A 23,933-nucleotide genomic window follows, 5' to 3' on the forward strand; every position below is an offset into this window, starting at 1 on the left:
AAGGAGCACACCAAGAAGCTGATCGACCTGTACCGGCAGCGGTACGCGCACCACGGTCACGGCACCCCCGAACAGGCCATTGTCGGACTCGGCGGTCACGTCTACATGCGTCCGAACTCCCAGGACGCCGTCCGGGAGTTCCGCCCGTTCTTCGACCACTCACCGGTGATGGGAGGCGGGATCCCGATGGAGGAGTACATGGAGCAGACCCCGCTGACCGTCGGCACACCCGGGCAGGTCGTCGAGAAGACGCTCACCTTCCGTGAGCACTTCGGGGACTACCAGCGCCAGCTGTTCATGGTGGACGGCGGTGGCATACCGCTGGAGACCGCGCTGGAGCAGATCGAGATGCTCGGTGCGGACGTCGTACCGGTGCTGCGGAAGGAGTTCGCGAAGAACCGGCCGGCCGACGTGCCCGACGCGCCCACCCACGCGTCCCTGCGCGCCGCCCGCGACGCGGAACGCGTGCACACCACCGGCTCGGCGGCCTGAGACCGACGCACACGGCAGCCCCACGGCAGAGGAGAACGAGGAACGATGACCGACAACTTCACCGGGTACACGGCGGGCGACGGAGTGGCGCCCGACCGGTGGGCGAGCGCCCTGCACCTGTTCGACAACGGCGCCGGCGCGCCGCGCGAGGAGACCACCACGGAGCGCTGGGAGCGTGCGCAGCTGCTCTTCGAGGCCAAGGACTACATCGGGGCCGCGCGGCTGCTCGCCCTCGTCGTGGAGGAGGCTCCGGAACAGACCGGCCCCCGGCTGCTCCTGGCCCGTGCCTACTACCACTCCGCTCAGCTGCGGCGTGCCGAGGAACAGCTCCGCGCGATCATCGAGCGCGATCCGGTGGAGCACTACGCCCACCTGATGCTGGGCCGCACCCTGCAGCGCCAGGGGCGCCAGGAGGAGGCCGAGCCCTTGCTGCGCATGGCCGCCGCGTGGTCGGGCGAGTTCCCGGAGGACGACTGAGCGAGGAGGCGGGGAGATCCCTCCCTTCCGTGGGCTCCGTCCGGGGTGTCCAGGATGAGAGCCCTGGGCACCCCGGCGGCTCGGTGCACGGGCCCTCCGGGGCGGATGCCGACGGCGAGGTCCTGCGGTCAGGCGCTCTGAGGTGCCCGACGTGTGATCGCGTCCACGAACGCCTCCAGCACCCGCGCCACACCGTCCTCGTCGTTGGAGGGCGCGCGGTGACGCGCGGCGGCCAGGACGTCCGGGTGGGCGTTGGCCATGGCGTAGGAGTTCCCCACCGCGCCGAGCATGGGCAGGTCGTTGGGCATGTCACCGAAGGCCGCGATCTCATGGGTGCCGATGCCGAGCCGGCCGCTCCAGGTGACGAGGGTGGTGGCCTTCGTGACGCCGGGCGCGCTGAACTCCACCAGCGACAGCCCGGTGGAGTGGGTGGTCTCGGCGTCCGGGCCCGCGGCGTGGCGCGCCTGCTCGTAGAAGGCGTCGAGCGGAAGCTCCGGATGGTGGGCCAGGATCTTCAGCGGGGGTCTGCCGGGGCCGGGGGCGAGGATCTCCTCGGCCGTGCCGATCAGTTCGACGGCCTCGTCCCCGAACGACCAGGCCGGGTACGTCGGTTCGTGACCGAAGGCGCCGTCGAACTCCACCGCGAACGAGACGCCCGGGATCGCGGCGCGCACGTGTTCCACGAGCCGGATGGCCTCGGCGGCCGGGAGGGGGAAGGCGTGGGCGACGGTGCCGTCCGGTGCGTGCACCGCGGCGCCGTTGGCCGCGATGACGGCGTGGGGTCCGACGCGCTCCAGCAGGTCCGGCACGCTGCGTGGCGGACGGCCCGTGACGAGCACGACACGTATTCCGGCTCCCTCGGCCGACGCCAGCGCCGCTCGCGTGCGCCGTGACAGTGTGCCGTCGCTCCGGAAGAGGGTGCCGTCCAGGTCTGTCGCCACCAGCTTCGGCGGTGTGACCAGCGGCGGGGCGGGGGTGGGTGCCATGGGTGCCGGTACCTCCTGCGACGTTCGACGAGTATCCACCAGGCATACACGGTGCCTCACGGTGATCCCGCAGGAGGGTCGCGGCCGGATGGTGCACCGGGGAAGTCGACGCAGCACCCGGCCGCGCGGGCTCGCAGGGCGGGCGCATCGCGCGGTCGGTCCTCGCCCGCCAGGACCCCGCGCTCGCGGTACGGGCGATCAGCCGCGACCCCGCCTCGCCCGCCGCCGGGCGACTCGCGGCGCTCGGCGCCGAGCCGGATCGCTCCGGTCCGTCCCCTGCGACGTCCCACGCTCCCTCGACATCCGGCCCGCCGATGGCACATCCGTACGCGCCGGCGCGGACGGGCCGTGGGACGGACCCCCGGAGAGGTTCAGCCCACGGCACCCCGGCGTCACCGCGTACGGGCGGTCAGCCGCGCCAAGGACCGGTCACCGCGAACGTGGTGCCGGGCGTGTAGCAGTTGACGTACATCGTCTCGCCGTCGGCGGAGAAGGTGACCCCCGCGAACTCGCCCCACTCCGGCTCCTGCGCCGTACCGCCCGGGAGGACCTGGCGGCCCCGGGCCATCGGGTACACCTCGCCCTTGCGGGTCACGCCGAAGACGTGCTGGGCCCCGTTGCCGTCCTCGCACACCATCAGGCCGCCGCCGGGGGCGAGGCAGATGTTGTCCGGGGACTCGCCGGGCAGCTGCACATCGGTGTCCGGGCCGAACACGACGACCAGGGTCAGCCGGCGGCGCGCCGGGTCGTAGCGCCAGATCTGGCCGTAGTGGTCGGCCGCGGAGCCGTCCGCGCTGCGGGCGAAGGACGACACGAAGTACACGCAGCTGCCGCCCCAGTAGCAGCCCTCCAGCTTCTGCGCGTGGGTGATGCCGCCGGTCCCGTAGTCCTGCAAGCGGGTGGGCGTGGAGGCGGCCAGCGGATCGGGTACGTCCACCCACTCGACGCCGTCGAAACGAGTCCCCGGCTCCTGGACCGGGGAGAGGTCCGCCACGCCGGGCACCCGCATCGCCTGGAGCCGGCCGCCCGCGCGCAGCGAACCGACGCCGCCGAGCGGCTTGGCCGGCAGGAAGCGGTAGAAGAGGCCGAACGGCTTCTCGAAGGCGTCCTCGGTCTCGTAGACGATGCCGGAGCGCGGGTCGATCGCCACCGCTTCGTGCTGGAAGCGGCCCATCGCGGTGAGCGGGACCGCGCCGGTGCGGTGCGGATCGGTGGGGTGGACCTCGAAGATGAAGCCGTGGTCCTTGGTGTAGCCGTTGGTGCCCGCCTTCTCCTCGGTCTCCTCACAGGTCAGCCAGGTGTCCCAAGGGGTGCGGCCGCCCGCGCAGTTGACGGCCGTACCGGCGATGGCGACCCGCTCGGACAGCACGCGCTGGTGCGCGTCGACCGTGAGCGCCGTACAGCCGCCCTTGCCGGCGGGGTCGTAGGTGAGGCCGCTGACGGTCGGGACCGGGATCGGCGCGTTGACGCGGTTCTCGTGGTTGCGGACGAGGTGGGTACGGCCCCCTCGGCCGGCGAAGGCGGCCATGCCGTCGTGGTTCGAGGGGACCCGGCCCTCTCCGGAGCGGAGCTGGTCGCCCTCGCGGGAGAGCACGGTGTAGCGGAAACCTTTCGGCAGGTCGAGCAGGCCGTGCGGATCGGGGACGAGCGGGCCGTAGCCGGTGTGGCCCAGGTCCTGCGCGGCGGCGGTGCCCGCGAAGAGCTCGGACAGGGCCCCGGTGAAGGCGATGCCCGCTCCCAGGGCGCTCGCTCGGGCCAGGACCTGACGGCGTGTTGCAGACATGCGGCAGCAACCTTCCTGCTGGCGGACAGGAACTGTGATCCCGCCGTGTCTATCACCTGTCGCGGGCCACGGGAACCACGCGTGTACCACGTGTCACGCGTCGTGACGCGTGTCGGGCCCGCGTCCGCGGGACCGGCCGTGGTCTCCGGCCGGGCCGCCGCCGAGCACCCGGTATTACAATGTTCAAGCGCAGTCGGGGGAAAGGGTCGGACATGTCCGGACGGGAGAGCGCGTTCGGGCCGTTGCTACGCTCGATGCGACGGGCGAAGTCGTTGACCATCGAGGCCCTGGCAGAGGCATCCGGGGTCAGCGAGCGGGGCATCGGCGACCCGGCGGGACGCTCGTCCTGGTGACCAGCCGCCGCATGCTCACCGGACTGGACGACGTGCACCGGCTGACCCTCGGCCGGCTCGAACCCGACGAGTCGGCCGCCTTCCTGGCCGCCCTCGTCGGCGAGGACCGCGCGACCGCCGAACCCAAGGCTCTGGAGGAGGTCGCCCGGCTCTGCGAGCACCTGCCGCTCGCCCTCAGGATCGCGGGCAACTGGCTGGCGACCCGCACGGGGTGGACCGTACGCCGGCTCGCGGACCGGCTGGCGAGCGAGGAACGGCGGTTGGACGCGCTGTCCGCCGGGGACGTCCGGGTCGCGACCGCCTTCGACCTGTCCTACCGGCAGCTCACGCCCGCGGCCGCCCGCCTGTTCCGGCGCCTGTCCCTGGTCCCCGGCCCGGACGTCGGCGCCGCCTGCGCCGCCCGGCTCACCGGCCAGGACGTCCACGACACCGAGGACACCCTGGAGGAACTGGTCGAGGCCGGCCTGCTCGGCAGCGCCGAGAACCGCTACCGGCTCCACGACCTGCTGTGCCTGTACGGCCGTGGCCGCCTCGTCGCCGAGGACGGCGAGGCCGGCATCGAGCGGGCCCGCCGGTCGATGTTCCGCTGGCTGCTGGAGACGGCCGTCGTGGCCGGCCGGTGGTACGAACCCGGCCATGGAGCCCCACCCGCCACCTGGCGCGGCACGGTGGACCTCTCCGGCGCCGACAAGGCCCGCGAGTGGCTCCAGGCCGAGGCCGCCAACTGGCTGGCGGCCCTGCACGCCGCCGCGGCGGACGGCGACCACGCCACCGTCGTGGAGGTGGCCGAGTCCCTGCACTGGTTCTCCGACCAGTGGATGTTCTGGGGACACTGGCCGGAGGTCTTCGGCGCCGCCGTCCGCTCCGCCGAGGCGCTCGGCGACCCCCTGCTCGAAGCGACCCAGCTCAACTACTACGCCTGGGCCGTGCTGGTCTGCGAGGGCCGGCCCCGGGACAGCCTCCCGTACACCGCCCGTGCGCTCGCCGCGGCCCGGCGGGCCGGTGACGCCGGGCAGCAGGCATGGGCGCACGCGTACGCCAGCTGGGCCCACCGTGTGCTGAGCGAAACGGGCCCGGCCGCCGAGCACAGCGCCCAGGCCGTCGCGCTGTTCGAGGCCGCCGGCGATCTGCACGGCATGCTCCAGGCCCTGATGTCCCACGCCATGGTGCTGGAGAGCGCCCGGCGCGACGAGGAAGCGATCGAGGCATACCGGAAGGTCCTGACCCGACTGGACGAGGCCGGCGACCGGGTGGAGCCGCACATCGCCGCCTTCACCCGGGGCAGCGCACTGGCGGGCCTCGGGAACTGCCACGGACACCTGGGGCGCTGGGAGGAAGCGGTGCAGTACCTGCGGACCTCGGTCGAGCTGTCCCGGACGGACGGCAACATCGCCCTGGAGAGCCGCTACCTCCTTTCGCTCGGGAACGTCCTGCTCGAAGCCGGCCGTCGCGCCGAGGCCCGTGAGGCGTTCACGCGGTGTGTCGCCCTCGGCAGCGACGCGGACCCGCAACGGGTCGCCGAGGCCCGCTCCCGGCTCGCCCGCCTGGACGACGGACGACGCCCCACGCTGCCCGGCGCCGGCGTCAGGTGAGGGCCGGACCCGCCGGTTGCTCGCCCTCGCCCCGCTCCAGGTGCAGGGTGCGCCACTCCCGGGGGGAGAGCCCGTACGCGGCGCGGAACGCCCGGCTGAAGTGGGCGGGATTGACGAACCCCCAGCGCCGGGCCACCGCCGAGACGGTGGGCGTCACCCGCCCGCGACGGGCGAGTTCACGCCCGCACGCCTCCAGCCGCCGCTGCTGGATGAGACGGCTCACGGTGACACCCTCGCCCTCGAAGAGCCGGTGCAGATAGCGGACGGAGATGTGGTGGGCCCGGGCGATGGACTCCGGCGAGAGGGACGGGTCGCCGAGCTTGCGGTCGATGTGGGCCCGGATGCTCACCACGAGATGGTCGCGGCCGTCGTCCGGGTCCCGCAGGGCCTGATCGGTGATCAGGGTGGCGAAGAGGTCGACGACATGGCCGGCCAGCCGGTGCCCGACGGCCGCCGGGTAGGAGGGGGCCGCGTCGGCCAGCGTGGCGAGGAAGGGCCGCAGCACCGCCCCCAGGCCCTGTGCCGTGTCGATGGCGGTACCCGTGACCCGCCTGATGTCACTGTCCGTGACGCCCAGCACATGGCGCGGTAGCTGGAAGACATGGGTGGCGAACCGCTCCGGATAGGTGAAGGAGAACGGCCGCGCGGTGTCGTAGAACACCAGGTCGCCCCCGCCCATCTCGGCCCGCCGGCCGTCCTGGATGAAGGTGGCGCTGCCCGACACCAGGAGGCCGGCCGCCACGAGGGCCTCGGGTGAACGCTCGATCAGGGCCGGCGTGCGGCTGACCCGCCCCGCGTCGGCCTCCATGCGCGAGACCCGCAGGTACCCGAGGGAGTCGCTGGCGATCCTGCCGTCGAACCGCCGGCCGTCGCGGGGGGCCACGGTGACCGGCACCAGTGCCCTGCTCACCGCGTCGTTCCAGTACGCGACCTTCTCCTGGTCCGGCACCGTGTCGGTCGTCAGCACCAGGCTCAACTGGCTCTCCCTTGGCATGCGTGGCACCGGGGCGCCGTACTGGTTCTGTTCCCCTCCCAGCCAAGCAGGAGGAACCAGGAACCACCAGGAAGAAAGCAGGCAGAAATGGTCAGGTGAAGTGCCGCCACAGCGCGGCGACCGCGGGTGACGCCTCGCCCGGAGGGCGCACCAGCATGATCTTCCAGCGGGGCGCGTGGTGCCGGAAACTGTACGCGGTCAGGTCGGGGAAGCGGTCCGCGATCGACCTGGGCAGGATGCAGATCCCCAGGTCGTTGCGGACCAGCTCGGCCGCCGCCACGATGTCGTTCACCTCGAACGTCGTGGTCCGGTCGACGCCCGCGGCCCGGAAGGCGCGGTCCACCGAGTGACGGATCGCCCAGCCCGGGCTGAAGTCCACCAGCGGCAGCCGGGCGGCATCGGCGAGTTCCACCTCGCCCTGGGGCGTCGTGGCGCCCACGACCCGGCGCGGCGAGGCGACCAGCACCATCTCCTCCTCGGACAGCAGCCGGGTGGTCAGCCCGCGCTGCTGCTGGCGGTCCAGCGCCACCACGGCCAGGTCGACCGTGCCCTCCCGCAGCGCCTGCCGGATGTCCGAGACCGCCGCCTGCCGCAGCTGCACGCCGAGCCCCGGATGCTCCGCCCGCAGCGCGGCCAGGGCGTGGTGGAGCCCGGCCCAGACCCCCTGCATCGTGCCCACCGTGATCCGGCCGCGCAGTTGCCCCCGTACCGCGTCGACCGCCTCCCTGGCGGCTTCCGCGGCCCGCAGGGCGGCGCGCGCCGCCGGCACGAACGCCTCGCCCGCCGGCGTCAGCGCGACGCGGTGCGTGGTGCGGTCGAAGAGCGGCGTGCCCAGCTCGCGTTCGAGTGCGCGGACCGTGCCCGACACCGCCGACTGGACCACGTGCAGCTGTCGCGCCGCCGCTGTGAAGCCGCCCGCGTCGGCCACCGCGACGACGACCTCCATCTGCCGCAGATCCATCGTGTGCTCCTTCGGGCGGGTGCGGGGTCGGTCGCAGCGGGCGGGACCCGTGCCGCATCGTAGGGGTGCGCCTGACGGGGGGCGGTCCGTCAGGCGCCTGCGAACGGTTGTGTCGGCCGGCCGTGGCCGGCGTCTTCAGTCGAGGGTCTCCCCGGCCGAGGCCCGCCGCGCCGCCCGGGGCCGCTCGAAGGCCCAGTAGACGAGCGCGGCCAGCGGGAGCGCGGCGCCCAGGACCGTGAGGCCGGCCCAGCCCCCGGCGTGGTACACCATGGACCCGAGCTGCGAGCCGGCCGCGCCGCCGACGAAGAACATCGCGATGAAGGCGCTGTTCAGACGGGCCCGGGCGCCGGGGTCGAGCGCGTAGATGGTGTGCTGTCCGAGGATGAGCGTCGCCTGTACGGCCATGTCGATCAGGATCGCGGCCAGGGCTATCAGCACGATGCTGTGTCCGCCCAGACCCGCGAGCACGAAGGCCAGCGTGGCGACCACGAACGCGGCACCGGTCATGGGACGCGTGAGCCCCCGGTCGGCCCAGTGGCCGGCGAACGGGGCCACCGCCGCGCCCGCCGCGCCCACGAGCGCGAAGATGCCGACGCCGATCGGCGAGTAGTGGAAGCGGGGACCGGTCAGGACGAAGGAGACCGTGGTCCAGAACGCGCTGAACGCGCCGAACATCGCCGCCTGGTACAGCCCGCGGCGCAGCAGCGCGGGATGGGTGCGCACCAGCCGGACCGTGGACCGCAGCACGTGGTGGTACGGGACGGAGGTGGTGGGGGCGTGTTCCGGGAGAGCGACGCGCAGGGCTACCGTGAGGACGGCCATCAGGGCGGCGGAGCCGAGGAAGACCACCCGCCAGCCGGCGACGTCGGAGACCAGGCTGCTCAGGGTGCGCGAGAGCAGGATGCCGGTGAGGAGACCGCTCATGACCCGGCCGACGACCCGGCCCCTGGAATGGTCCGGGGCGAGGCTGGCGGCGAAGGGCACCAGGATCTGGGCCACGACCGAGGTGGCGCCGCTGACCAGCGCGGCGATCAGCAGCACGGGGAAGTTCGGGGCCAGTCCCGCCACCACCAGGGCCGCCGTCGTGACGATCAGCAGGACGGAGACCAGATTGCGTTTCTCCAGCCGGTCGCCGAGCGGCACCAGGAAGATCATGCCGAGGACGTAGCCGATCTGGGTCAGAGTGATCAGCGTGCCGGCGGTGGCCTCGCTGATCCCGAACACGTCGCTCAACGACGACAGCAGCGGCTGCGCGTAGTAGAGGTTGGCGACCGTCATCCCGGACGCGACGGCCAGGAGCGCGACCAGCCGGCCGGGCACGCCCTGGGCCTCCCGCACGGAGCCGGTCCCACGGCGGCGATCAAGTGGTGTGGACATGTGCACCTTCTTTCGTCATGCGGTCACAACGACCTGACCGCCGGCCGGCTTCCTCACTCGGCGCGATCGTTCGGGATGTCAGTCATCTCCCATCGAGATGACCGCGCAGGCGCCGGGTGTCTACCCTGGACGCGGGCGGACGGTGCTCCTTGCCGGGCGACGCACGCGGCGATGCCTCACCGCGCACGGCTCATGCCCCTGTCCGCACGGAACGCCGGACGGCCCCCCGCGGCCCGCCCAGCCGCTCCAGGCCGGCATGCGTGGGCTCCCCGCCGGACGTCCACCGCCGGACCGTCCCGGCGCGGAACCACCGTTTCGACCAGGGGATCCCATGAACCCGATGCCCCGCCCACCGCAACCGGCAGCTCCGCCGGCCACCCCCGTACCCGGACCTGACCCTGGCGAGCGCCCCGGTGCCCGCGCTGACACGCACCTTCCTGCCCGCCCACGTCCGTGCCACCGGACCGGCACAGGTCCGCACGCTCGGTCTCCTCCAGGTCAGCACCTACCGCGAAGCGGCACGGTCCTTCGTCCGCCCCGTCGAGGACACCACCGGATCCCATCTGACGCTGGGCGTCCACTCCTCCGGCAGGGCGACCCTGGTCCGCGGAGACCGCACCGCGGCCTGCCGTCCGGACGACCTCTTCGTCTGCGACGGAGCGGTGCCCTTCCTGCCGCACGAGTCGCTGGACTTCGAACTGCACCTCGTCCGGATCCGACGGGGCGCCCTCACGCTGACCGGCCGCCAGGTGCGGGCGCTCAGCGCCCGGGCAACCTTGGCCGACGGCCCCGTGGCGCCCCTGCTCGGCCCCCTGCTGCGGACGTTCCTCGACGCCCTGCCCGCGTACCCGCCGGCGACGCCGCTCCGCCTGGCCACGACCGTCACGGCGTTCGTCGGCTCGCTCGCGGTGGAGGACGCGGAGGACGCGGCGGGTCCCGTGGACGCGGCGCGGACCGCGGACGCGGCGGGCGCCGGAACCGCCTCCGGACCGGGGCAGGAGCAGCAGGAGCTCCTGCTCCGCGTGCGCGCCCACGTCGACGCGCGGCTGTGGGACCGCACCCTGAGCCCCGCCACGATCGCCACGGCCCGGCACATCCCGGTCCGCTATCTGCACAAGCTCTTCGAGGGTCAGGGCAGCACGATCGGCCGGTGGATCCAGCACCGCCGTCTGGAGGAGGCGCGGCGCGAGCTGGCCCGGCCCGAGGCGCCGGACGTCGCGGTGGGGGCGGTGGCCAAGCGGTGGGGCTTCGCCAACGCCACCCACTTCGGCCGGAGTTTCCGCGCGGCCTATGGCGTGTCACCGCGCGAGTGGCGCAACCGTACCCGGCCGTCCGAGGACTCCGCCGGCGGGAACGGCTGACGTCGAGAACTGTGCACGCAGCGGCAAGTATCCGTGGCACGGTGCCGCCCGCATCAGGTTCGCCGCGCCCTAGGCTGGGCAATCGTGCCGGTGGAGCCGCCTCCGGCGCCGCACGCCTGCCTGCCCGGTCACGGGGGAGGGGCCGGCACCCTTTCCGACGGTCCGGTCCTCCGCACGGCCGGGCCCCCGCGCAGGAGTTCTCTTGCAAGATGACGTTCCCGCCCCTCGGGCCGCGCCCGTCCTGGAGCGGTTGGCACGCGCCTTCGTCGAGACGTACGCACTGCCCGCGTCCTCGGACCCGGACGCGGTCGGCGCCAGGGCGCGGGTGGCGTCCTTGTGGACCGGTGACGACGGTGACGAGCCGGACATCGAGGAGGAGTGGCTGGCCCTGCCCGGCGGCGACGGCCACCGCGTCCGGGTGCGCATCCTCCGCCCCGCCGGCAGTGACGAAGCGCTGCCGGTGGTGCTGTACCTGCACGGACTGGGCTGGATGCTGACCGATGCGTACGCGCACCGGCACCTGGTGACCGACCTCGTCCTCGGAACGGACGCCGCCGTGGTCATCCCGGAGTACGACGCGCCGGAGGACGTCCGCTACCCGGGCGCCGTGGAGCGGGCGTACACCGTGGCCCGGTGGATCGCCCGGCACGGCGGGGGATGCCGGCTGGACGGGAGCAGGATGGCCGTCGTCGGTGTCAGCGCGGGCGCCCAGCACGCCGCCTCGCTCGCCCTCCTGGCGCGGCAGCGCGGTGGCCCGGCCCTGCGGCACCAGGTGCTGCTCTGCCCGGTGACCGACGCCGCGATGGACACCCCTTCCTACGACCAGTTCGCCGACGGCTACTTCCTCAGCCGCGCGGCCATGCGCGACTACTGGGAGCAGTACGCACCCGACCCGCGGATCCGGACGCACGACACCGTCTCCCCGCTGCGCGCACCCACCCGGTCGCTGCGCGGCCTGCCGCCGACGCTCGTCCTCACCGCCGAGGCGGACGTGCTGCGCGACGAGGGCGAGGCCTACGCCTCCCATCTGAGGGAGGCGGACGTCCCCGTGGTGTCCATCCGCTACCACGGGACGATCCACGGCTTCGTGCTCTTCGACCCCCTCCGCGGCACCGACGCCTCGCGGGCGGCCCGCATCCAGGTGACGGACACGCTGCACACCGCGTTGCACGCCGCCTGACCGGTCCGCCCGGGCCGCCGACACGTGCGGCGGGTCCGGGTCACCCGGCCGCGGCCATCGCCTCCTCGCGCCGCAGCCGCCGCCACTCGCTCGGTGCCGCCCCGTACGCCGCCTGGAAGCGCCGGCTGAAATGGCTCGGGCTGCTGAACCCGCAGCGGGTGGCGATCGCCGCCACGGTGAGGCGGTCGTACCGGGGGGCGGCGAGCATCTCCCGTGCCTTGCCGAGGCGCTCGGTGAGGAGCCACTGCTCCAGGCTGAGCCCCGCCTCGCTGAGCAGCACGTAGCCGGCGCACGGAGATCGCGTGCTGCGCCGCGATCCGTTCGGGCGTCAGATCGCGGTCCGCGAGGTGGCGCCGCGCATGGGTCATGATCCGGGTGAACAGGGTGTCGTCCATCGCGGAGCGGACGGCGGCGGACTCCTCGGCGTGCGCGGCCGACACGAGCAGCGCACGCACCAGATCGGTCGTCGCGGACGCCAGGTGCGGCGCGCCGGGGCCGGCTTCCAGGCCGTCCGGGTCGCGCCACAGCCCGCGCAGACGGGTCAGGACCAGGTCGTGCAGCGGACTGGCACGCAGCCGTTCCGCCGCCCGCACCACCACGTCCACCGGCAGGCCGAGCCGGTGCATGTCGAACAGCACGGACCGGGACGCCCCGTCGCCGGACCGGCCGTGCACCCGAGGCGACAGCTTGTGGAAGACACAGATGTCGTCCGGACCCGACGACCGTCGCGCGCCGGAGGCTTCGGCCACGGTGCACCCCCTCCGTCTGGAGCGAGACGGAGATCACCGGGTTGCTCCGGTGGTGCCGGACGTGCCGTTCCGTGCGCCGCACCTCGAAGCCGGAGCTGCGGGTGGCGAAGAGATACAGACGGCCCACCCGCCACATCTGCATACGGGCGTGGCTGCCGGACGCGGGCTCCTCGTGGACCACGTCGTCGGGTACCGACGAGTCCGTCCACGCGTGGTGGAACGCGTCACCCGGTCACGTGGAGCCACGGTGGCGAGATCGAGCAGCAGCACACAACCCCCCGGATCGACTGTCTGGATGCCGCGATCCGACGATACGGCGCCCCCGGACGGGCCGGCGGCCGGTGAGCGCGCACAGGCCACAGACGGTGCGCACACAGTCAATCCGCCCCGCCGCGCCCGCCCTAGGGTTTCGGACGTACCGGAGGTTTCGCCCACGGCGTGGTGGCGCGATCCACGCGCCCACCGGACCACCGACGGGTCCGGACGCCTCACGGCCCCGGCACCCACCCACGAGCCACCCACCCGCCCGGCAGCCGGGCGAGGGCCGGCACCCCACCCCAGTGACCAGGGAGTATCCCCATGTCCCGTCCCGACCGTCCGACCGTCGTCCTCGTCCACGGGGCCTTCGCCGACGCCTCCAGCTACGCGGAGGTCATCCCCCGGCTGATCGCCCGCGGCTTCGACGTCGTCGCCCCGGCCGTGCCCAACCGCAGCCTCGTCGGGGATGCCGCCTACGTCGCCGCGATCGTCCGTCAGATCCCCGGCCCCGTCGTGCTGGTGGGCCACTCCTACGGCGGCGCCGTCATCACGGTCGCCGGCACCGAGGACAACGTCAGCGCGCTGGTCTACCTGGCCGGTTACGCCCTGGAGGAGGGTGAGAGCCTCGGCGAGCTGCAGGGCCGCTTCCCCGACTCCGACCTGGCCGCCGCCCTCGTCTACACCCCGTTCCCCGTCGAGGGTTCGGACCAGCCCGGCACCGACGTGTCGGTCCAGCCCGACAAGTTCCCGGCCATCTTCGCCGCCGACGTCGACCCCCGCCTCACCTCCGTCCTCGCCGTGTCCCAGCGCCCGCTGGCCGCGCAGGCCTTCACCGAGGCGGCCCCGGCCGCGGCCTGGAAGACCAAGCCGTCCTGGGGCCTGGTCGCCTCCGCCGACCACACCATCAACCCCGACGTGGAGCGCTTCGGCTACCGGCGCGCCGGCATGACCGCCGTCGAGGTGGACTCCTCCCACCTGGTCATGCTCGCCCACCCCGAGAGGGTCGTGCACCTCATCGAGGACGCCGTCCGGGCCACCTCAAGCTGACCCCGGCCCGCACCCACCCTCCACCCCTGACAGAGAGCGAACGATGAACCCACCGATCTCGCGCCGCACCGTGACCACCTCCCTCCTGGCCGGCGCCGCCGCCCTGGGCACCGCCGGAATCGCGCACGCCGCGCCGGCCGCCGGCCGTCCGGCCACCGGACACGGCCGCCCGGCCGACCCCACCGTCGTCCTGATCCACGGCGCGTTCGCCGACGGCTCAAGCTGGAGCGCCGTCGTCCAGCGCCTGCTGCGGCAGGGCCACCGGGTGCTGGCGCCCGCCCTGCCCCTGCGCGGACTGGCGAGCGACGCCGCCTACATCCGCAGCGTCCTGGAGAGCGTGAGCGGACCGATCGTCCTGGTCGGGCACTCCTACGGCGGCGCCGTCATCAGCGAGGCCGCGGCCGGTCTCCCGAGCGTCAAGGCGCTGGTCTACATCGCCGCCTTCGTCCCCGAGATCGGGGAGAGCGCGCTCCAGCTCACCGACAAGTTCCCCGGCAGCACCCTGGGACAGGCGACCGTCACCCAGCACTACCCGCTGCCGGACGGCGGCCAGGGCGAGGAACTGGTCATCAGGAAGGACCTCTTCCGCAACCAGTTCGCCGCCGGTGTCCCCGTGCCGACCGCCCAGGTCATGGCCGCGGGCCAGCGCCCGATCACCCTGGCCGCGCTCCAGGAACCGGCCACCGCCGCCGCGTGGAAGAAGATCCCCAGCTGGTACCTCGTGGCCACCGAGGACCGCAACATCCCGCCGGCCGCCGAACGCTGGATGGCCGAGCGCGCCCGTGCCCACACCGTCGCCGTCCGCGCCCCGCACGCGGTGTCCGTGAGCGACCCCGGACCCGTCACCGACCTGATCCTGCGCGCGGTCCGGTCCGTCCGCACCGGTCACTGACCCGGCCCGCCGCCCGTCACCGCGCCGGCCCCGTGCCGGCGCGCACGCGCGCCACGGCGCCCGTGACCCCCGAGGAAGAAGCACCAGCACCATGTCGCTCCGTCGCATCCTGCCCGCCGTGCTCGCCTGCTGCGCCCTGCTGTCCGCGTGTACGGGCCACAGCGCGGACGGCACCTCCGGGGGCGCCCCGCCCGCGTCCGCCGCCGCCACCGGTACGCCGTCGTCGACGCCCCCGGGCCACGCCGGCGGCGACACGCCCAGCCCCTCCGGGCCTGCCGGCACCGGTACGGCGGCGGCGTCGCCCGCCGCACCGGCACCGGAACGCTGCCGCACCTCCGACCTGAAGGCGTCCCTCGGGCCCGACCACCCCGGGGCCGGGCAGGAGAACTTCGCCCTCGTGCTGACCAACCGGTCCCAGCGCCCGTGCAGCCTGTACGGCTTCCCGGGCGTGGCGTTCGTCGACGGAGCGGGCGACGCCGTCACGCCGGACCCCGAGCGGGCCGCCGACCAGCCGCTCCAGCGGGTGACGCTGGCTCCGGGGGCCGACGCCTGGTCGGCGCTGAGCTACACCGATCCGGCGATCACCGGCGTCACCACCGTCACGCCGCGGACCCTGCTGGTCACCCCGCCCGACGAGACCGCGCCGCTGTCCGTGCGCTGGACCGGCGGCAAGGTCTCCGACACGGGTAAGGCGTCCGTCCCCCGGGTGAGTCCGCTCAGGCCGGGCAGCGGGGCCTGACACACCCGTCCCGGCCCCCGCCCCGCCCCGTCCCGTCCCGTCAACGAGTGCGTCAGGAGCAGTGTGTCCCGCACCCGCCTCCGCGGTTTCTCCCGGTCCGACACCACCCGCGCGGAGGCCTTCAGCGACGGCGTGCTGGCCATCGCCGTCACGCTGCTGGCCCTCGGTCTCGCCGACCCACCGCACCGGCCGGGCGGCCTCGGCCACGCCCTGCTGGCCCAGTGGCCCGCCTACCTCGGCTATCTGGCCTCCTTCGGATACGTGTCGGTCATCTGGCTCAACCACCACCAGGCGTTCGTGCGGGTCCGCGTGATGGACCGGGGGCTGCACGCCGCGAACCTGCTGCTGTTGTTCAGCACGGCGGCGCTGTCGTTCCCCACCGCGGTCGTCGCGGACGCGCTCCAGGCGGACCCGGACGGCTCCGACGCCCGGGTCGCCGTCGCCCTCTACGCCGGTCTGGCGGCGGTGATGTGCCTGAGCTGGGTGGCCTTCTACCACCAACTGGCCCGCCATCCCGAGCTGTTGACCCCGGAGGTGGAGAGCGCGTACGTACGGCACGGCCGCCTGCGCTCCTGGGCGGGAGCGCTGGCGTACGGCGCCGCAGGGCTCCTCGGCGTCCTCGTCGCGCCGCTGGCGGCCGTCGCCGTCTTCGTCGTGCTCCCGGTGTTCTACTTCATCACCAGCGACGGATTTCCCGAGGGACGGTGAACCCACCCCTCCCCGTCAGGCGGCGGGTTCGATGGCGGGATCCCGCGGGGGCCGGGCCGGGAGGGTGAGCACGGCCAGGAAGGCCAGGACGGCCACAATGGCGAAGAAGTAGAAGCCCCAGGGGTGGCCGATCCCGGCGGAGACCAGGGCGCCGGTGATCGACGGGCCGACGATGGAGCCGATGCGGCCGATGCCGGACGCGGAGCCGAGCGCGGTACCGCGGACGGAGGCCGGGTAGTAGTGCGTGACGTAGGCGTAGACGAGCACCTGCGCCGAGAAGACGAACACGCCGGTGAGGAAGACGACGGTGTCGAGCAGCAGGTCGCTGTCCATCCTGACGCTGAGACAGGCCAGCATGCCCACCGAGACCGCGAACCAGCCCAGCGTGGTGAGCTTGATGCCTCGCCGGTCGGCCACGAAGCCGCCCAGCACCAGGCCGGCCACACCGCCGACGTTGAGTATGAGGAGCTGGGTGACGGCCGTGGGGACGGGGTATCCGGCGTCGTTCATGAGCTTGGGCAGCCAGGTGTTGAGGCCGTAGACCAGCAGCAGGCCCATGAAGGAGGCGACCCATATCCCGATGCCGGCGCGGAGGTGGACCGGCTTGAGCAGTTCGGTGAACGGAACGCGCGCGGCACCCGGTGCCTCCTTGGCGTGGACGAACGCCTCCGACTCCGGCAGACGGAACCACTGGACGACCGCGACGACCAGTCCGGCGATCCCCAGGACGTAGAAGAGGACCTCCCAGTGGTCGGTCACCCGCAGCGCGAGCAGGGAGGTGATCACGGCGCCGGTGTGGTAGCCGGTCATGGTCAGCGTGCTGGCGCGCGCCCGCCGGTCCGCCGGCATGTGTTCGGCCATCATCGTCAGGGACACGGGCATGCACGCGCCGAGTCCCAGACCGGCTGTGAGGCGGAGTACGGCGAACATCGTGACCGAGCCGGCGAGCGGCACCAACAGGGTGAAGACCGAGAACAGCACGACCGAACCGATGAGCAGCAGGCGCCGGCCGAGCCGGTCGGCCAGCGGACCGACCAGCACCGCGCCGATGGCGACGCCGACGAGCGACAGCGTGGCGACGGTGGTCGCGTCCCCCGCTGTCATGCCGAGGTGACGCGTCTTGAGCAGGGTCGGGATGATGGCGCCGAGGACGACGAGGTCGTAGCCCTCCAGCAGGACGGTGATCCAGCACAGGACCACCGTCCAGAGGTTGCGTCCGGCGGTGCCGGTCCCCGAGGTGGTGCCGGACGCGTCGGACGAGGCGATGGATGCCATGGCGGTGTTCCCCCTGTGAGCGGCTGCGGGAGATGGAGATGGAGATGGAGATGGGGAGGGTGCGGAGCGGTGGTGCCGGACTGCGGTTCAGAACGGGTACTCGGCGATGTCCGGTCGCACGGTGAGCCACTGCGTCTCGGTGAACGCCTCGACGTTGGCGGCCGCCCCGCCGAACCGGGAGCCGGTGCCCGACGCCTTGACCCCGCCGAAGGGCGCGTTGGGCTCGTCGCTGACCGTCTGTTCGTTGATGTGGACCTTGCCGGAGTCGATCCGGTCGGCGAGCCTCATCGCCGTGCCGACGTCACCGAGGATGCCGACGGACAGCCCGTACTCGCAGTCGTTCACGATCCGCGCGGCCTCCTCCGGCGAGGAGAAGCCGATGACGGGTGCGACGGGTCCGAAGATCTCCTCGCGCCACGCCGGCATGTCGGTGGTCAGGCCGGTCAGTACGGTGGCGCGGTACCCGGCGCCCACGATCTCGCCGCCCGCGGCCAGGGTCGCGCCCGCCGCGACGCTCTCGGTGACGATGCGGTGCACCCGCTCCAGCTGCCGCCGGTCGATGATCGGGCCGAGCGCCACGTCCTCCCGGGCCGGGTCGCCGACGGGCAGCGCCCGGGCCTTCGCGGCGAGCGCGGCGGTGTACTCCTCCAGCAGAGACTCGTGCACGATGTGCCGGCCGGTCGTCATGCAGATCTGCCCCTGGTGCAGATACGAGCCGAACGCACCGGCCGAGGCCGCCTTGCCCACATCGGCGCCGGGCAGCACCACCAGGGCGTTGTTCCCGCCCAGTTCGAGATGGGCCCGCTTGAGCAGACGGCCGGCCCGCTCGCCGATGGCCCGCCCCACCGGTGTGGACCCGGTGAACGACACGACCCGCACCTCGGGGGCCTCGACGACCGCCTCGCCCACCGAGCCGTCACCGGGGAGCAGATGGAGCACACCGGGAGGCAGCCCGGCCTCCTCGAAGACCCGGGCGATGACGACTCCGCCGCTCACCGCCGTACGCGGATCCGGCTTGAGCAGCACCGCGTTGCCCAGCGCCAGCGCGGGAGCCACCGAGCGCAGCCCCAGGATCAGCGGGAAGTTGAACGGCGCGATCACGCTCACCACCCCGGCCGGGCGGCGCCGGGCGAACGACCAGCGGGGCTCCTCGGACGTCAGCACCTCACCCTGCGGACACGTCGGCAGCGCCGCGCACTCGAAGCACTCGCCCCGCGCCAGCCCCACCTCGAAACCCGCCTTGGCCCGGACGGAGCCCGCCTCCCGCACCAGCCAGTCCTCGATCTCGGCGGCGTGCTCGGTGAACAGCTCGCCCGCGCGGCGCAGTACGGCCGCCCGTTCCTGCGGAGACGTGACCGCCCAGGCCCGCTGCGCCTCGGCGGCCCGGGCGGCGGCACGCCCCACCTCCTCCACCGTGGCCAGGCCCACGGTGCCGAGCCGGTCCCCGGTCGCCGGCTCGACGACCGGCTGCTCGCCGGTGGCGTCCTTCCAGCCGTCGCCGAAAAGCCTCTTGCTCCAGACGTCGCTGTCCAGGAGTGTCATCGGATTCCCTTCGTGAAGCCCGCGGAACGGGCGGGCGTTCGGTCGCAGCGTGCTCAGGAGGGCGTGGTGAGCGCCGTGTCCACCTGGACGAGCCGGGGGCCGTCCGGGCGTTCGGCGAGGACCGCCCGCAACTCGTCCACGCCGTCGGCGTGCAGGGCGGGCACCCCGTAGCCCTCCGCGATACGGGTGAAGTCCAGGCCCGGGATGTCCAGGCCCGGAGCGTCCGGCACGCCGAGGAGGCCGCCGAACCAGCGCAACGCGCCGTACGTCCCGTTGCGCAGCAGCACCACCGTGAGCGGAACCCGGTGCTGGGCGGCCGTCCACAGGGCGGTGATGCCGTAGTTGGCCGAGCCGTCCCCGATCACCCCCACGACCGGCCGGCCGGGTTGGGCCATGGCGACCCCGACCGCGCCGGGCAGGCCGAACCCGAGACCGCCCGCCGCCGGGAAGTAGTACGAGCCGGGACGGCGCAGGTCCATCTGGCGCCACCACGAGGAGTTGGTCGAGGTCGACTCCACCACGTACGCCGTGTCGGCGGGCAGTTCTTCCCGCAGGGCCGCGAAGACCTCCTCCGGATGCAGGCGCGGCCCCTCCGCGGAGCGCGGCGCCGGCACGGGCCGGTAGTCGCCCGAGGGCACCTCGGACGCGTCGAGCGCCTGCGCCAGCAGCTCGATCACCGCGCCGGGGTCGGCGACCAGCGCCTCGCCCATCGGCGCCCGCGCGCCGGCGGAGGCGTCCTCCGTCACCTGGATCAGCCGGGTGCCCGCCGGCAGATACCGCCCGGGGAGGTGTTCGTGGTAGCGGAACACGGGGGCGCCGAGCACCAGCACCAGATCGTGGCCCTCGAAGGCCCGGCAGACCGGCTCGATGCCGGCGGGGAGCACACCGCGGAACAGCGGGTGGCGGTTGGGGAAGGGGAGCCGGAAGAGCGAGGGCGCCGCCCACACCGGGCCGCCGAGCCGCTCGGCCAGCCGTACCGCGTCGTCGAAGCGTCCGGCCGTGTCGATGTCACCGCCCAGGACGAGCGCGGGCCGCCGGGCGCCGGCCACCGCCTCGGCGAGCCGTCGACCCTGTTCGCCGGCGGGCACCCCGGCGCGCTCGACCCGCCGGTCCAGCACGGCCGACGCGTTCTCTCCCGCGTCGGCCGCCCAGTCGTCGTAGGGGACGGAGAGGTAGGACGGCCGGCCCTGCAACCGCGCCTCGAAGACGGCCTGGGCGAGCGCGCGCGGCACGTCCTGGGCGCACGCCGGCTCGGCGGCCCAGCCGACGAGCGGCCTCATCAGCGCCGGGGCGTCGACGCTGGCGAGGTTGGCCTCCGGCCCGATGGCCGGCCGTACCTGCTGACCGGCCACGATCACCAGCGGCGTCCGCGAGGCCACGGCGTTCGTCAGCGCCCCCATCGCGTTGCCGGAGCCGGAGGCGGCGTGCAGATTGACCAGCACCGGCCGGCCCGTCGCCTGGGCGTAGCCGTCGGCCATGCCCACGACGGCCCCCTCGTGCAGGCCCAGGACGTACCGGAACCCGTCGGGGAGGTCGGTGAGGAAGGGCAGCTCGTTGGAACCGGGGTTGCCGAAGACGGTGGTCAGCCCCTGGCGCTCCAGGAACTCATGGGCGATGCGGCGCACGGACGGCACAGGCGTTCCTCTCGGAAGTGACGCAGCACACGCTAGGGAGCGCGCGACCTGGCCACCAATAGATGTTGGCGCCCCGCGATATAGACTCCATCGATATGAGCAGCTTCGACCTCAACCTCGCCCGGGTCTTCGTGCTGCTCTACGAGACGGGCAGCGTCACGGCCACCGCCGAGACCCTCCACGTCACCCAGCCGACGGTCAGCTACAGCCTGGCCAAACTCCGCCGGCACTTCGACGACGACCTCTTCCGCCGCACCGGCCGCGGCCTGACCCCGACCGCCGGCGCCCGCCGCCTCTACGAGCCGCTGCAACGCGCCCTGGCCGACATCGACGGGGCGATCCGCCAGGGCGACGACTTCGACCCCGCGACCATGGCGGGCCGCTTCACCCTCGCCCTGTCCGACCTGGGCGAGGTCACCCTGCTGCCCCGTCTCGTGGCGGCGGCCCGCGCACGCGCGCCCCGGGTGTCCTTCACCGTCCGCGCCCTCGACGTCGACGACGCCGAGGGCCAACTGCGCCGCGGCGAACTCGACGCGTTCGTCGCCACCCCCGTCCTGACCTCCCACCGCACCGTGCGCATCCCGCTCTTCCACGAGCGCTACGTCGGCATGGTCGCCGCCGACCACCCGCGCGTCCGGGGCGCGTCCGTCACCCTGGCCGAGCTGGCGGCCGAGCACCACGCCACGGTGTACGGCCCCAGCGGTCACGTCGTCCCCCGGTCCGTGCTCGCCACCTACGGGCTGCTGGACCGCGCGGCCGTGGACGCCACCCGTTTCTCGCTGCTGCCGTACCTGCTGGAGCGGACCGACCTGATCGCGATCGTCCCCGAGTACGTCGGGGAGGTCTTCACCGCCTCCCACCGCCTGCGCCTGGTGCGTCTGCCGTTCGAGACCGAGCCGATCGAGGTGGCGCTCTACGCCCGGCACGAGGCCTCCCGCAGCCCGTCCCAGCGCTGGCTGGTGCAGTTCATGGCGGAAGTCCTGGGCGAACGGGTCAGTCCGGCCCAACTGCCGCCCAGCGCTCAGGAATCGGGGGACGGGCGGGCGGCCGGTCAGCCGCGGGCGCCGGTCCCGGAGTGGTAGCCGAGTTCCAGGTACCGGGTGCGGGTGCCCCAGGAGCCGAGGTCGGGCGTGTCGGCCAGGACGTCGTGCCAGCGCCGGGCGCCGGAAGCCGCCTCGCCGGAAGGGGCGTCGTCGCGCGCGGGCGGCGGATGGCCGGGGCGCCCGGCCCAGAGCCGTACTCCCGACCGCGCCTCGGACTCGCGGACCGGCTCCCAGAAGCCCGCCGAGAACATGCCGGCGAGCTGGTGCACGGCGATGAAGCTCGCCACTCCGTCCTCGGGGTCCGTGGGGTCCGGGCGTTCGGTGAGGGCGTGCCACAGGATGTACATGTTCGGTAGCCGCACCTGGGGCTGGAAGCGGTACACGAGCCGCTCCAGCCTGATCGAGCCGATGCGCGGCAGCCGCGTCCGGGTGAGCGGGACGACCTCGCGCCGGCCACCGGTCCAGGTCAGCGTCTCGTTGCGGCCCGTGTAGCCGGGCTCGCTGAAGACCGTGGCCCAGAGGTGTTCCCTGCGATCAGGCCGGCGGTTGTGCAGCATGCCCGCGCCGGCGACGGCACCGCCCACGGAGGCCAGGCCCGCCAGGAGGATTCTGGTCTTGCGGTTCATCGGGACGCACCACCTCGCTGCCGACGGGACGGGCGCCTCCATCATGCGCCGCTAACGGCTTTTGATCCACCGTCAGACCGGTGGCGAGGAGAACCCCCCGTCGACCCCCGCGACATCGGCAGGGTACGAACGCCGGCCCCCGGTCCCGCACCGGGTGCGCCGCCGCCCGGCCGGTCACGCCGGCCGGGCGGCGGGGGCCTGCCGTCTGCCGCTGCCGCTCACCCCGCGGGATCGAGGACGACCGGCAGCTCCGCCAGGCCCCGGAAGGCCGGGAACGGGACCTCCAGCCACCGCGGTCCACCGGTGGGGTCGGCCAGTGCCATCCGGGGGAACCGGTCGAACAGGCGGGTGAGGGCCAGTTGGGTCTCCAGCCGGGCCAGCGGGGCTCCCAGGCAGTAGTGGCTGCCGTGTCCGAAGCCGAGATGGGCGTCCTGCGCGTTGCCCGGCCGCCGCACGTCCAGCTCGTCCGGCGCGTCGAACTTCCGCGGGTCGCGGTTGGCCGAGCTGAGCGCGATCTGGACCAGGGCGCCCTTGGGGATCAGTGTCCCGCCGTACTCCACGTCCTCGGTCGCGTAGCGGAACGTCGCGCTCTCCACCGAGCCGTCGTAGCGCACCAGTTCCTCGACCGCCGCACGGATCAGCTCCGGGTCCTCCCGTACGGCGCGCAGCTGGGCGGGGTGGGACAGCAGGTGGTGGACGGCGTTGCCGATGAGGTAGGCGGTCGTCTTGTGCCCCGCGAACATCAGCAGGAACGCCGTGGAGACCAACTCGCTCTCCGTCAGCCCGCCGTCGTTGTCGCGGGCCGCGATCAGCGCGCTGAGCAGATCGTCACCCGGACGCTCGCGCTTGGCGTTGATGAGGTCGGTGAAGTAGGCGTGCAGACCCTCCTCCGCCTGCTGCTGGGCCCGTTTGGCCTCCTCGCCGAAGCCGGTCTGCGCCACCGTGGTGGACAGGTGCTGCATGCGCTGCCTGTCCTCGGGCGGCACGCCCAGCAGATCGCAGATCACGATGATCGGCAGCGGGAACGCGAACGCGGGCAGCAGGTCGAAGCGCTCCCGGGCCGGGCACTCGTCCAGCAGGTCCCGGACGATCTCCTCGATCCGCGGCCGCAGCGCCGCCACGCGTCGCGGGGTGAACGCCGAGTTGACCAGCCGGCGCAGCCGGGTGTGCTTCGGCGCGTCGGAGTTGAGCATGTTGTCGTCCAGCGCGACGGACGAGTCGCCGAAGATCCTCCGGTAGGCGTCCATGGCCCCGTACATGTCCTTGCTCAGCCGTGGGTCCGACAGGGCGGCCCGCGCGTCCTCGTACCGGGTGATCAGATACGTCTCGTTGCCGTGCGGGGGTCTCATGGGGCAGACGGGCGCCGCGTCGCGGAGATGGGCGTAGACCGCGTGCGGATCGCGGCGGAACTCCGGGGTGCACCGCTCGGCCGCGGCGACGGCCTCTTGCGTGGAGGTCACGGACGGCTCCTGAGGTCGAAGAGGGTCTGGGCGTTGCCGCCGAGGATGAGCCGCTGGGCCGCCTCGTCGACCGGCAACTTCTCGATCATGTGGATGAAGTCCTCCAGCGGCGCGGCCATCGGCGGCGAGTCGGTGCCGAACAACATCCGCTCCGGGCCGAGCACTTCGGCGTTCAGGCTCAGGTGCGCTGCGCTGAACGGGCTGGTGTCGACGTACATGCGCCGCAGGGCGGCGGCAGGGTCGGCGGCGGGCCGCACGGCCTGGGCCGCCGGCCGGCCGGCCGCTCGCTCCCCGGCCGCCCGGTCCTCGGGCGCCCGGCCCTCACCCCCCGGTCGAGCGGAGCCGGGCTCAGCGGCCCCCGGCCGCCCGGAGGGCGGCGCGCCCCCGGCCCAGTGCCGGGGGCG

The 23,933-nt window shown here is 73.6% G+C and carries 22 protein-coding genes and 1 pseudogene; 11 read left to right on the forward strand and 12 right to left on the reverse strand.

From position 1 onward, the window contains the following. A pseudogene (locus tag C3492_RS42780) lies at positions 1-492 on the forward strand (5,10-methylene tetrahydromethanopterin reductase); the annotation flags it as partial. A gap of 45 nt (positions 493-537) precedes the next feature. Next, positions 538-969, forward strand: coding sequence for a M48 family metallopeptidase (locus tag C3492_RS42785; RefSeq protein WP_103817980.1), 432 nt, complete (start codon positions 538-540; stop codon positions 967-969). A 128-nt stretch (positions 970-1,097) separates the two neighbouring features. Here the strand turns inward: C3492_RS42785 and C3492_RS42790 are convergent, their stop codons facing one another. Next, on the reverse strand, positions 1,098-1,955 hold the full coding sequence (locus C3492_RS42790; RefSeq protein WP_103817981.1) for an HAD family hydrolase: 858 nt from the start codon (positions 1,953-1,955) through the stop codon (positions 1,098-1,100). A gap of 409 nt (positions 1,956-2,364) precedes the next feature. Beyond that, entirely contained in the window at positions 2,365-3,738 is a 1,374-nt protein-coding gene (locus C3492_RS42795) for an alkaline phosphatase PhoX (RefSeq protein ID WP_103817982.1), read from the reverse strand. A gap of 212 nt (positions 3,739-3,950) precedes the next feature. On the opposite strand from C3492_RS42795, the gene C3492_RS45050 reads away from it, so the two are divergent. Next, on the forward strand, positions 3,951-4,091 hold the full coding sequence (locus tag C3492_RS45050) for a helix-turn-helix domain-containing protein (protein ID WP_181140861.1): 141 nt from the start codon (positions 3,951-3,953) through the stop codon (positions 4,089-4,091). Next, complete coding sequence (locus C3492_RS42800; protein ID WP_258056237.1) at positions 4,088-5,683, forward strand: tetratricopeptide repeat protein; 1,596 nt, start codon at positions 4,088-4,090, stop codon at positions 5,681-5,683. The genes C3492_RS45050 and C3492_RS42800 overlap by 4 nt, the downstream gene beginning before the upstream one ends. On the opposite strand, the gene C3492_RS42805 is transcribed toward C3492_RS42800, so the two are convergent. The 3 genes from C3492_RS42805 to C3492_RS42815 all read right to left on the reverse strand — a co-directional run bounded on the left by C3492_RS42805 (position 5,676) and on the right by C3492_RS42815 (position 9,015). Continuing rightward, positions 5,676-6,677, reverse strand: a complete 1,002-nt coding sequence (locus tag C3492_RS42805; RefSeq protein WP_258056239.1) for a helix-turn-helix domain-containing protein — start codon at positions 6,675-6,677, stop codon at positions 5,676-5,678. The two genes, C3492_RS42800 and C3492_RS42805, sit on opposite strands and share 8 nt — an antisense overlap. Before the next feature lie 91 nt (positions 6,678-6,768). Further along, positions 6,769-7,638 (reverse strand): LysR family transcriptional regulator, encoded by an 870-nt coding sequence (locus C3492_RS42810; RefSeq protein ID WP_103817984.1) that lies wholly within the window; start codon positions 7,636-7,638, stop codon positions 6,769-6,771. A gap of 135 nt (positions 7,639-7,773) precedes the next feature. Then, complete coding sequence (locus C3492_RS42815) at positions 7,774-9,015, reverse strand: MFS transporter (RefSeq protein WP_103817985.1); 1,242 nt, start codon at positions 9,013-9,015, stop codon at positions 7,774-7,776. Between the two features lie 413 nt (positions 9,016-9,428). Here C3492_RS42815 and C3492_RS42820 point away from each other — a divergent pair, with 413 nt between their 5' ends. Beyond that, positions 9,429-10,376 (forward strand): helix-turn-helix domain-containing protein, encoded by a 948-nt coding sequence (locus C3492_RS42820; RefSeq protein ID WP_258056240.1) that lies wholly within the window; start codon positions 9,429-9,431, stop codon positions 10,374-10,376. Between the two features lie 202 nt (positions 10,377-10,578). Next, positions 10,579-11,556 carry an alpha/beta hydrolase gene (locus C3492_RS42825; protein WP_103817986.1) on the forward strand — a complete coding sequence of 326 codons (978 nt, stop codon included), beginning with the start codon at positions 10,579-10,581 and terminating at the stop codon, positions 11,554-11,556. Between the two features lie 40 nt (positions 11,557-11,596). Here C3492_RS42825 and C3492_RS46520 read toward each other — a convergent pair whose 3' ends face one another. Next, positions 11,597-11,836 carry a helix-turn-helix domain-containing protein gene (locus tag C3492_RS46520; protein ID WP_258056241.1) on the reverse strand — a complete coding sequence of 80 codons (240 nt, stop codon included), beginning with the start codon at positions 11,834-11,836 and terminating at the stop codon, positions 11,597-11,599. 1,048 nt (positions 11,837-12,884) lie between these two features. Here C3492_RS46520 and C3492_RS42835 point away from each other — a divergent pair. The 4 genes from C3492_RS42835 (at position 12,885) to C3492_RS42850 (ending at position 15,949) form a co-directional block, all read left to right on the forward strand. Further along, positions 12,885-13,610, forward strand: a complete 726-nt coding sequence (locus C3492_RS42835; protein ID WP_103817987.1) for an alpha/beta fold hydrolase — start codon at positions 12,885-12,887, stop codon at positions 13,608-13,610. Positions 13,611-13,653: 43 nt separating this feature from the next. After that, positions 13,654-14,502, forward strand: coding sequence for an alpha/beta fold hydrolase (locus C3492_RS42840; protein ID WP_181140858.1), 849 nt, complete (start codon positions 13,654-13,656; stop codon positions 14,500-14,502). 91 nt (positions 14,503-14,593) lie between these two features. Beyond that, positions 14,594-15,241, forward strand: coding sequence for a DUF4232 domain-containing protein (locus C3492_RS42845; protein ID WP_103817988.1), 648 nt, complete (start codon positions 14,594-14,596; stop codon positions 15,239-15,241). 63 nt (positions 15,242-15,304) lie between these two features. Continuing rightward, entirely contained in the window at positions 15,305-15,949 is a 645-nt protein-coding gene (locus C3492_RS42850) for a TMEM175 family protein (protein WP_103817989.1), read from the forward strand. A 15-nt stretch (positions 15,950-15,964) separates the two neighbouring features. On the opposite strand, the gene C3492_RS42855 is transcribed toward C3492_RS42850, so the two are convergent. The 3 genes from C3492_RS42855 to mdlC form a co-directional block, all read right to left on the reverse strand. Continuing rightward, positions 15,965-17,224 carry an aromatic acid/H+ symport family MFS transporter gene (locus C3492_RS42855; RefSeq protein ID WP_181140859.1) on the reverse strand — a complete coding sequence of 420 codons (1,260 nt, stop codon included), beginning with the start codon at positions 17,222-17,224 and terminating at the stop codon, positions 15,965-15,967. An 87-nt stretch (positions 17,225-17,311) separates the two neighbouring features. After that, the gene (locus C3492_RS42860) at positions 17,312-18,766 is read right to left on the reverse strand and encodes a benzaldehyde dehydrogenase (protein ID WP_103817990.1); all 1,455 of its coding nucleotides are present in this window, start codon (positions 18,764-18,766) and stop codon (positions 17,312-17,314) included. 53 nt (positions 18,767-18,819) lie between these two features. Continuing rightward, complete coding sequence (mdlC, locus tag C3492_RS42865; RefSeq protein WP_103817991.1) at positions 18,820-20,400, reverse strand: benzoylformate decarboxylase; 1,581 nt, start codon at positions 20,398-20,400, stop codon at positions 18,820-18,822. 95 nt (positions 20,401-20,495) lie between these two features. Between mdlC and C3492_RS42870 the strand changes: the two genes are divergently transcribed. Continuing rightward, the gene (locus C3492_RS42870; RefSeq protein ID WP_103817992.1) at positions 20,496-21,482 is read left to right on the forward strand and encodes a LysR family transcriptional regulator; all 987 of its coding nucleotides are present in this window, start codon (positions 20,496-20,498) and stop codon (positions 21,480-21,482) included. On the opposite strand, the gene C3492_RS42875 is transcribed toward C3492_RS42870, so the two are convergent. The 3 genes from C3492_RS42875 to C3492_RS42885 form a co-directional block, all read right to left on the reverse strand. After that, complete coding sequence (locus tag C3492_RS42875) at positions 21,452-22,069, reverse strand: hypothetical protein (RefSeq protein ID WP_103817993.1); 618 nt, start codon at positions 22,067-22,069, stop codon at positions 21,452-21,454. The genes C3492_RS42870 and C3492_RS42875 overlap by 31 nt on opposite strands. Before the next feature lie 218 nt (positions 22,070-22,287). Next, entirely contained in the window at positions 22,288-23,529 is a 1,242-nt protein-coding gene (locus C3492_RS42880; protein WP_103817994.1) for a cytochrome P450, read from the reverse strand. Continuing rightward, on the reverse strand, positions 23,526-23,933 hold a 408-nt coding region (locus C3492_RS42885; RefSeq protein WP_181140860.1), incomplete at its 5' end, for an amidohydrolase family protein. The genes C3492_RS42880 and C3492_RS42885, both read right to left, overlap by 4 nt.

It is taken from the genome of Streptomyces sp. Ru62 (genome assembly GCF_002920615.1).
GTDB lineage: Bacteria > Actinomycetota > Actinomycetes > Streptomycetales > Streptomycetaceae > Streptomyces.

Coding starts and splice junctions, on each gene's coding strand:
- C3492_RS42815 (WP_103817985.1), bottom strand. CDS start 9,015: ATGTCCACACCACTTGATCGCCGCCGTGGGACCGGCTCCGTGCGGGAG.
- C3492_RS42870 (WP_103817992.1), top strand. CDS start 20,496: ATGAGCAGCTTCGACCTCAACCTCGCCCGGGTCTTCGTGCTGCTCTAC.
- C3492_RS45050 (WP_181140861.1), top strand. CDS start 3,951: ATGTCCGGACGGGAGAGCGCGTTCGGGCCGTTGCTACGCTCGATGCGA.
- C3492_RS42805 (WP_258056239.1), bottom strand. CDS start 6,677: ATGCCAAGGGAGAGCCAGTTGAGCCTGGTGCTGACGACCGACACGGTG.
- C3492_RS42785 (WP_103817980.1), top strand. CDS start 538: ATGACCGACAACTTCACCGGGTACACGGCGGGCGACGGAGTGGCGCCC.
- C3492_RS42855 (WP_181140859.1), bottom strand. CDS start 17,224: ATGGCATCCATCGCCTCGTCCGACGCGTCCGGCACCACCTCGGGGACC.
- C3492_RS42845 (WP_103817988.1), top strand. CDS start 14,594: ATGTCGCTCCGTCGCATCCTGCCCGCCGTGCTCGCCTGCTGCGCCCTG.
- C3492_RS42795 (WP_103817982.1), bottom strand. CDS start 3,738: ATGTCTGCAACACGCCGTCAGGTCCTGGCCCGAGCGAGCGCCCTGGGA.
- C3492_RS42860 (WP_103817990.1), bottom strand. CDS start 18,766: ATGACACTCCTGGACAGCGACGTCTGGAGCAAGAGGCTTTTCGGCGAC.
- C3492_RS42875 (WP_103817993.1), bottom strand. CDS start 22,069: ATGAACCGCAAGACCAGAATCCTCCTGGCGGGCCTGGCCTCCGTGGGC.
- C3492_RS42840 (WP_181140858.1), top strand. CDS start 13,654: ATGAACCCACCGATCTCGCGCCGCACCGTGACCACCTCCCTCCTGGCC.
- C3492_RS42790 (WP_103817981.1), bottom strand. CDS start 1,955: ATGGCACCCACCCCCGCCCCGCCGCTGGTCACACCGCCGAAGCTGGTG.
- C3492_RS42835 (WP_103817987.1), top strand. CDS start 12,885: ATGTCCCGTCCCGACCGTCCGACCGTCGTCCTCGTCCACGGGGCCTTC.
- C3492_RS42810 (WP_103817984.1), bottom strand. CDS start 7,638: ATGGATCTGCGGCAGATGGAGGTCGTCGTCGCGGTGGCCGACGCGGGC.